The 9,154-nt window shown below is 35.1% G+C and carries 6 protein-coding genes and 2 pseudogenes; 4 read left to right on the forward strand and 4 right to left on the reverse strand.

Translation table 11 applies throughout. The features are described from left to right. Positions 1-461, reverse strand: a pseudogene (locus WIW52_RS04675) (IS701 family transposase); the annotation flags it as partial. A 187-nt stretch (positions 462-648) separates the two neighbouring features. Here WIW52_RS04675 and WIW52_RS04680 point away from each other — a divergent pair. From WIW52_RS04680 to WIW52_RS04695, 4 genes are all read left to right on the forward strand, one after another. Beyond that, complete coding sequence (locus WIW52_RS04680; protein ID WP_337708935.1) at positions 649-876, forward strand: hypothetical protein; 228 nt, start codon at positions 649-651, stop codon at positions 874-876. Then, positions 873-1,274 (forward strand): hypothetical protein, encoded by a 402-nt coding sequence (locus WIW52_RS04685; RefSeq protein ID WP_337708937.1) that lies wholly within the window; start codon positions 873-875, stop codon positions 1,272-1,274. Before WIW52_RS04680 ends, WIW52_RS04685 begins: the two co-directional genes overlap by 4 nt. Before the next feature lie 2,687 nt (positions 1,275-3,961). Next, a complete protein-coding gene (locus tag WIW52_RS04690) occupies positions 3,962-4,186 on the forward strand; it encodes a hypothetical protein (RefSeq protein ID WP_337708939.1) in 225 nt (74 codons plus the stop codon). A 479-nt stretch (positions 4,187-4,665) separates the two neighbouring features. Continuing rightward, on the forward strand, positions 4,666-4,884 hold the full coding sequence (locus tag WIW52_RS04695) for a hypothetical protein (protein WP_337708940.1): 219 nt from the start codon (positions 4,666-4,668) through the stop codon (positions 4,882-4,884). 46 nt (positions 4,885-4,930) lie between these two features. On the opposite strand, the pseudogene WIW52_RS04700 reads toward WIW52_RS04695, so the two are convergent. The 3 genes and pseudogenes from WIW52_RS04700 to cas10 all read right to left on the reverse strand — a co-directional run. Further along, positions 4,931-5,788, reverse strand: a pseudogene (locus WIW52_RS04700) (lipopolysaccharide biosynthesis protein); the annotation flags it as partial. Positions 5,789-5,975: 187 nt separating this feature from the next. Continuing rightward, a complete protein-coding gene (cmr3, locus tag WIW52_RS04705; RefSeq protein WP_337708941.1) occupies positions 5,976-6,881 on the reverse strand; it encodes a type III-B CRISPR module-associated protein Cmr3 in 906 nt (301 codons plus the stop codon). Then, positions 6,874-8,991, reverse strand: coding sequence for a type III-B CRISPR-associated protein Cas10/Cmr2 (gene cas10, locus WIW52_RS04710; protein WP_337708942.1), 2,118 nt, complete (start codon positions 8,989-8,991; stop codon positions 6,874-6,876). Before cas10 ends, cmr3 begins: the two co-directional genes overlap by 8 nt. Between the last annotated feature and the right edge of the window lie 163 nt (positions 8,992-9,154).

The following is a 9,154-nucleotide window of genomic DNA, read 5'->3' on the forward strand; positions in this document are numbered from 1 at the left end:
GCGTAGGGGAAAGCCCCCACCATGAACGCCCTGCCCGTGGAGAGGTCTACTATGGCGACCGTGAGGAGTTGGACGCCCCTCTCGAACCTCCCGTGGGTGTGGCAGTAGATCCAGTAGTTCCCATGGGGGCTCACGTCCTTCCCTCTGGAGTACTCCTTGTGGTCCACGGTGTCGTCTATGATGACAACAACCTCACCCTTCACCAGCCCCGACAGGACCTTCAAGTAGTCCTTCCACGCGTCTTCGAGTTCTCCCAACGCCTCCAGCAGGTTTGCGTAGTCTAACCCGAACGTCTCGGCAACATTCTTCACGCTGGCCCTACCACCTAGCAGGGTCATGAGGACTAGTGCTGACTCGACCTTCCTGCTCCTCCCGTTCCTCCTGATCACGCCCAGAACTTGGTTGACCGCCTTGACCAGCCTCTCCTTAGCCAGTTCGACTTGTCCCTTCCGCTTTGACATTTTCATCTTTTCAGTGGAACGACGTCTAAAATTAAAAACTTCTCGCTAATACCAACTTCTTAGTATTACCTCCCTAAGATTCCCATAACTGCTGTGAATGAAATTGTTGTCCACACTCAAAAATGCTGACTCAAACCTAATTTATTAGAGAAGCAAGACTTTTTAGCGTCAGATGAGTTTTAATTCTATGTATGAGTTTATTTTACAACAAAATGTCTCGTACAATGCTTCTGTTCAGAACTTTTCATTGAATATGATTTTACCAACCATTAGAGAATATGATGACGGTATTTTGATAGAATTCGGAGGTTCTCCTTACGATGTGGAATATCACGATGCCAACGTTCAAATTTGGAGGGATAAAGACGGTAGAATAGTCGCAATTGATATAGTTTACGAGGACGATAGTAAATGATAATTCTTGATGACTATGAGTTAACTTCTATTAAGCCCGGTATTCTAATAATGAGGGTAGGGGATGAAGAGCTTAAGATCAGAATTTATCCTATACCAATTCACGTGATTAAGAGCGGTGAAAATTACAGCGTCCAAGTAAATGCAGTAGTTTCTGTAGATACTAATCAGCCTAAATTCGGTGAACCGTGTAATCCCCAAAATCTAGTGTTCCACAGAGGTATAGTGCCTAAAGAGGTTAATGTTGTTGAGAAGCCTGAAGTAGAAATAAGCGTAGAGGGTAAGAGAATTAACGTTTATTTGGAGACCACTAACTTAACGGTTTACCCGGATTTAAGGGACTCAGGGGGGAGTCCTTGTACAATGATTTCATGGAGTTTATTCCAAACTGTGAAATAAGCCAACACGCATTAGATAGAATTAGCATTTTCAAGTCTTAAGAAACAGAGGGATAGATACTACTAGTGTTATCATTAATGCTACAAGGAGAGTTTGTAATAATCCTGAGTTCTATGATAGAGAAGAACGAGAGAGTAACAAGAGATATGTTTGCTTTAATCTCCCTCAAGGGTTTTACTTCATTATTGTTTATATTTTAGTTCCTCCTATAGTTAGGATAATTACTGTAATTCTAACTAATAAATATCGTGATGTGCTAAATAAGTGTGGACGTTCACACAATTTGACAAGTTAAAATAATTCCATTCCTTTTATTAATGCTTTAAGAACCTTATACTATAAGAATGGCATATTATAAGTATCAAATACTAGTTTAGAATATATTTTGATTTTAAATAAAATAATAGAATTGTATTTTACTTTTAATATAGGAAAAATTAAAATTGGCTAGATACGTTCTTTTTACAAATCAAGGAAATTACGATTATCTCCTAGATTATGTGATAAGATGCAATTAATCAGATCTATGTAATACAGATCTGACTAATATGTTTTATATAAGGGAAATAAGGAGCAAGAGGCCGAGAGGTTGAATATAAATTCATGAAGCCTCAATGAAAGTTCGAACCCCTCTCTATATAACTCATTCCTTTAAAGCTTATATTGACTAAGAATTCGGTAATTAAAACGAACAATACCAGAACGGTAATGATTGACATTGTAGAAAATACAAAATAAAAGTCTTCTATTAGATATGCGATATTAAAATAAGCCAAAAAAGTTGTAACTATTGAGATAGCAAATGTAATTATAACTAAAATCTTAATTACTAATTTCAATACGTTAATAGCATGTTCCAATATTTCATTAAGGGAATAAAATAATTTCACTGCTTTATTAATTGTAGTAGGAATTGATGAAATTCCATTCTCGGTAACCCGTTCAATCAAAAACTCTACCACAAATAAAAAGATATCTAAACCAAAGATTAGTGAATCTATCATTGAATAAGCAGAGTCTAGAGGTAGCAAATGGTCTAATGCATAAAGAAAAGTCAAGAGGATAGGGAAAATCGTACTATAGAAAATAAGTCCCAGAGATAAAGGTATGAGTATAATAATGATAAGTTCAACAGCGATAGGAAATAGAGAATGGAAAATAAAGCTTGGCAATAAATTTCTATTTCTAATAAAAACCCTAAAATAAAGAAAAATATATAGTACGTAGAGTATTATTAACCCTGCAATCGGCGTTAACAAATATCCAATATCGTTAGTGTAAGTACTAGTATTGTGTATTAACTCAGTTAACTCACTTTCAGAAACATTATAATACATAAGCTCGAATGTCGTATTGTTCACTGTTATTGATTCATTATCTGGTTTTATTTGCTGAGGCGATAAGAAATATTTCATTATAGAATTCTGTGTGTATGCATACGCATAAAATAAATTTTCAAAGCAAATAAAGTAAATTATTCCTAAGAAAATTATAGCGATCATGAATATAATAGAAACGATTGTGGCCAACTTCATAGTATGCATAGGAGCAAATCTCTTAAGCAAATAAAAATCTACTTTAGGAGTATAGCAATACAAATTCAGCATATTGTCTTAGGTATTACCAGAAGCTTTGTAGAAAGACGTTTATGTTATTTGTATCTATGAATGGTATAATCAGGTGAAAAGAAGTGGATTATAAAAAAGTTATCGACACTACCCAAAAGGTGCTTTATTATGTTAGATATGGAGTATTGGATAAAGGAATAGATCTAGTGAAAGCAATTACTATTTCTAGTATAATCAACGTGCTATTTGAAACCTTAAAATATTACAACTTGAGAGTACTACCACAAAATTCTTTTTTTTTTAGCTCTAACCTTAGTATCTCTTGTTCTCATCCTCGGAAAGGTTTTCAAATATCGCAAACTTTACGACGAAAACAAATTCTACGTCATACCTTACGTAGTAGGTGAAATAATACTTCTTGCTTTAGTCGTGAAGCCTCTAAATGCATCCTTGCCGACTGAGATAGTAAAAGACGCTATACCGCTGTTTATAGCGATAACGTTAACACGTGTTAAAAAATGAACTGAATTATAATCACACAATTCTTCTCAGATAAGGTGAGCAAGTTGAACCCAACTGACATGTTGGTTCCCTTATTTCTCACAAGTCTCACGTCACCCATAATTTCCGCATCAATTTCAGGGATAATATCATTCATAACTATCATTATATGTATATATGTAGCGATACGAAGTAGGAGTTAACAGAGTGGGAGTATTGAGAGCACTATTCAGGAATATTGAGATACCTCTAAAGAGAGGATATCAAAAAAAGCTACTTAACCTTCATGACGCGATATACGCATTAAAAAACTCCGAACTTTTTTTATATTTCCTCGCACTCGTAATTTTTACATTACCGCGTTATCGCTATCTATTGTTCATTCTTCCCTCTTTATTCAACATAATCTATATATTTCTGGATCCATTAGTATAGGATCGGCAATAACAAGGTTAATTAGAGTTAATTATGAACAAATTGCCTACGAAACAACGAAGAAGTCTCGGTCTTACTTAGACCCCTATTTCCTCCTAATGCTCAGTATTTTTCACTGCATTTGAAATTCTGGCTTATAGGCTTTACTCAAATATAAACCTCGAGAGTGTAATAGGGAATGAATTGATCACGATTGTTGCAGTTCAAGTAGTTAAGAGAGTTCTTATAGCGTCAAAACTGCAATGCAAAGAGGACTTTGAGTCAGTATTTTTTCTTAGTGGTGGTATAAGACTAAAAATTAAAGCACACACAAATAACGGTGTTGTAGAGGGAAAAGCGGTAGACATAAGAGACGATTTAGTTTTAGATACAGAAAAGGTGAAGTTTATATTGCTTGGAAGAACATAACCCATTATGAAGTAGTAAAAGAGGAATGGCAGGACTTTATAAGTTATAGCTAAGACGACAGTCAACAATAATGAGTTCTCACTGTTAGTAAACCTTAACATAAGTTAGCTTCTAACTCTCTCTTTTTCCCGTCGTTTGTCTCTAATCCTCTCATTTTCTTTTGAACAGTTTTATACTCCCCCGTACTTGAAGTTGTCACGTCACGTTTCCTCCTCGAGTAGTTCAGAAACACTTAGTCCTTACTTCCTCCTCATAAGCGAAACGGGATGAAGAAGAGAGTCTTGATTGTACTCTTAATTAAATCTTCTTCGTTATGAACCTAGTTATGAAACCCTTATCTCTTAATGTTATTGGGACAAGCTTCAACGCCTTCTCTAACGTAAAGTTTAATCATTATCCACTTCGTACGATATAATCACTCGTAGTCTTTCATCACCCTTCTCTCAGCACCTCTTATATCCGTTTTAACAATCGAGATTTTGTCTGATGATTTTATCGTAATACCTGACATGACGCCTTTTCTCGATCTTAAAGCTTTGTTCCTTCATCAAAAACATAACGTCGTCAATGTCATACAAGCCTTATCCAGTAAGACCACGTCCCTTAAGTTATCCATTTCCGCGTTTTTCGTAATAAGGACTCAACAGCAACTTAAACTTCTAGCAACTTATACAGCTAAATTCTCTGTGAATACTTGAGCGTCAAGCACTGTGTCGGTATTTTCTGTCTTTTAAAAAATTTTTCTTAAGCATATGAACTCCGTTCGCCGCTTATAACCCTCATGATCACGGCAATAAACTTCAGCTTAGAAGGTAAAAAAGACTCAATGATTTTTACATCTTCGATTATACTATTTTCAACAACTTAAACAATAGAGGAACGAGAAGAACTAACAAAAAGTCTAAATAGGGTGGATCCACGAACACCTCATAAACTCCTATCAACGGCATCATTACGAACAGTGTAATCTCCCTCCGACCGACCGACGGTGAAAGTGTAGGTCCTTGTAGCGTATAACACAATGAACAAGGAAGAAATTACGGAGACTATCACCTGAGACAGAGCACCACCTATTATACCTAGCCTCGGAATTAGAAGAAATGAAGTCGGTATGACTAAGCTAACGTTAAGAACAGACAAGACCAAGGAAGGCCTCAACGATTTTCTTATTGCGACTATGAAATCAGTTAAAAAAGACATTATTTGATAGGGCAGAGTCGAGGCTAGAAGGAGTAGAACTAGAACTTTTATCCCTTCTGCGTATTCCGGAAAGAATTTGTCCACGACAAATATTGCGACGGGTATCGATATTATAACGGCTAAGAAGGAGATTAGAGCTAGCACACGGAAGGAAAGCGAGGACATTTTCTTCTCGTCACTACCTAAAGCCTTGTGAAATGAAGCTGCAGGTAACAGCACTCCGCTCATTGAACCTAAAACCATATAAGGTACTCCAGCTACTAAAGCAGAAAATTGATACAAACCCAAGTGATGTGAGCCAAGTAAGTAAGCAGCTGTAACTCTGTCACCTTGTGAAGAGAGGAAAGTTACTGAAGAAGATAGATAAAGAGGTAAACTTTCCTTGAAGTGCTTATAGAGAAAGAAGGTCAGACTTCTATATAGTTTCGCGATTTAACCTCCTCATGCTCCTTGTCCAGCCCCTATGCCTAGAGCTCTTATCTGAATGGTGATTTAGCTTATCAAGTAAACTGCCCTTAAAAAGAAGAGAAGGTCGATTAATATCATCTTAATTATTGTTTTAAAAACTAATAGTTATTTAAAATATTTATCATCCCAAATTTAACGTGATTTGACTACCATATCCTAAAACATTATATTTAGTTATCGGATTAGCACTCATTACAATGCTACCCTCAAGAACAGCTTTTACTATCTCCTTCCTTTTCTTATTTCTAATGTCAAAACCCATGCCTATAATGCCAAGTTCTCCTATGAATTTATTAGCTTCATTTACAGGCAAAGGAGATAATAAAATTCCATTATTAGTAATCTTGCTACAGTTGAAGGTCTCCTTATCAAGTATACTTAGTTTTACTATCCTTCCTTCTCCACCTAGAAAAGCAATCTTACCATCTAATGCCATTTTAATTTCATTTTTATCACCGGTTAGAATGACATGAATTTCGGCATCTATCGAAACGTAATTCGCGATATACAACATTCCTTCTTTAGTAACCTTTTTATCCTTGTCAAGCCCTATTCCTAATCTAGGTTGAATGAATACAACGGATGATAAATCTTCTCTTGTTAATTCGCTCATTTCAGTATCTATCTTGTTATAGTCGATCTTCTCTTTATCTTCATCTTTATAAAACTTGATTATATCGTAAATTTCGTCTCTAATACTTTCAGATAATTTATCCAAAGGAGCTTTAATAAGAGTGAATACACCCCCTATTCTTAGTGGAACATAAGCGTAATTCTCTTTAACTAATAGAGGGCCACAAATCTCGTTTATCGGTTTCATGTTCTCCTTTACTTCATCTATCCAATTTTCCTTAACTACTCCTTTATATAATAAGGACGCTAACATTCCTGCTATTGTAGAGGGTCTAGGAATTAGTAAAGTTTTAGCATATGATGCCGGACCTTTAGTTTCTATATCAAATTCTCCAGAAGATCTTAGCATTAATGGCTCTAAAGGTTTAATTACTAAGGTTACTTTCTCACTCACTCTTCTCAGCCCCTAAGATATTGCTTAAAGTCTGAAATAGATTATAAATTAAAGTCTTAGAGTTATTATCAGATTTGATTTCAAGCTGTATTAAATCTTTATAATCATTAAAACTAAATTTTAATTTTTTATCTAACCTATTTCTACAGATCAAATAGTCTAAATATATAGCTAAGAGTTCATCTTTAATTTTTCCATTATTAAGTAATTCATCAGATAAAACATTGTAAATAACACTTTTTGATAATTTTTCTTGTTTAATTAGTTCATAAAGCTTACGTAATAGTTCTAGGCTCTTAGCAATACTATTGAGATATTCGTCAATATCACCTTCATCTTCATTAGGTCTCTTAATGGATAATGGAAGAACACTAGCCGAACCCCTATATTTAACTATCACTATATCCTTTTTATAATTCCCATATCTTATCCTCTCTTTCCCATCTTCAAGTAAATTATAAGAATCCTCCAATACCAACTGTAATGGGTATTTTATATGGGAAAAGTAAATTACATAGCTACGTCCTACTAAGGGAAATAAGCTAAAATATGCGTTATTTAACTTAACAAATCCCTTACTCTCGGTTTGCATAAATTCGCCAATATTATCCCTAATTATCCCCGCTATTGCTTTACGACTCTTTTCGACGAATTCTAAAGCTTTCTCCACTGGTAAAATCGCTAATAAGTCATCACCACCTGCGTAGACCACAAAACCATCTAAATCTTCTGCTAACTTTATCTCCATAAGTAATATTCTATTTAACATGCTACTAATGCTAACGTGCCATGACGGGAACAGAACCAGTCTATCTCTTCTTAGATTTTCATTAATAAATTCCTTGAGCTGATCTATTATGTTATTTGTCAATTTCTCTTCTTTTATTTCTTCTTTTATAATTTCTTTTGCTTTGCTTTCCTTATTATTTAACATAAGCTTCATAACGTTTTTATACGATCCCTCTCCCGCGTTTCCTAAATATCTCCTAATAGCATTCTCAACAACATTTTCTTTGCCATCTTTTTTACCACCGTAAAAGGTAGAGTCTATGATACCAGCAAGATAAGGAGTTAGCTTACCCTCTAATAAGTCGCCTAGATAATCTGTATCTGCTCTAATGAGGGCATAATAAGGTGATAAAGTCTTATCTCTTGTTCTTCCAAACCATAGGGTTTCTGGGTCTTTAAGAATTAAACATCTTTTATCCTCAGGATAAGTTTCATAGTATTTCCACAAGGATATCATATCTCTTATTTCCTTGCACTCTAACTCCTCATTTTTAAACGCCTCATATTTTTTGTAAGATGCTATGTGACTCACTGACGGTATAAAAACTCTTTTACTTTCTATCTCTTCTTGTCCAAATTCCTCATTATTTACTAGAACTTTAAATACCTCCGGTCTCATACCCAATCCTCGTTTAATCAAACACCACGGACACAACTTCTCACCTGGTGAAAGTACAACCTTTAAATCATCAAGCTTTTCATCACCTATTTGTTCCCCTATAATTCCCTTAACAAATTCCTTATACTCTTCATCACCTTTAGGTAAAATCAAAATAGCTGGTAATATACCACAAACACTGCAATACTCAAATCCTCTACTACTCTTTCCTATGGCATCTTTATAATACTCAAAGTTTGATAGCTGAGTGGCTGGAGAAGTACGGGATAACTTATGCTTCTTAAACTCACTAACTAGTTTAATATATTTATTATCAAAATCCATATAATCAGGTTCCTTGTCTTCATCCTTCTCGTCGTTAGGTATTTCTGTAACAATAACTCTCAATGCCAACGGGGGCTTTTCCTTGAATTCTTGTACGCTGGTTATACTCATTACTTTATGGAAAACAGCCCAGAAATAATCATTGGGATTTTTGGAAGCATATTCTATTAGGAAACTTACTAATTTTTTCCATCCTTCTCTGAACTTCTCATCTACATAATTACGGATACATTTCTCATATTTGTATCGAGAATTCTGATCTCTTTCGCATTTAAGATTTAGTTCTCTTTCAACATACCCTATTCCTGGCAATATTAAAGTGGCTCTAGCTGGGATTATAGCGTATGGAGGAATACCTGCTTTGTTGATCTCTTCAATTTATTTCATAAGCATGATATGATACATTGAGAATTTTTCAGTAATTAATATTTATTTCAACGTTATTCGCAAGCTCACACCCTAATACCCGGAGCTCTACCAACTAAAGAATTAGCCAAGTGGACCATCCATGCATAAGCCCAGAACTTGAGCTTAGCCTCAA

Origin of the sequence: Stygiolobus sp. RP850M, assembly GCF_037389295.1 — an archaeon.
GTDB lineage: Archaea > Thermoproteota > Thermoprotei_A > Sulfolobales > Sulfolobaceae > Stygiolobus.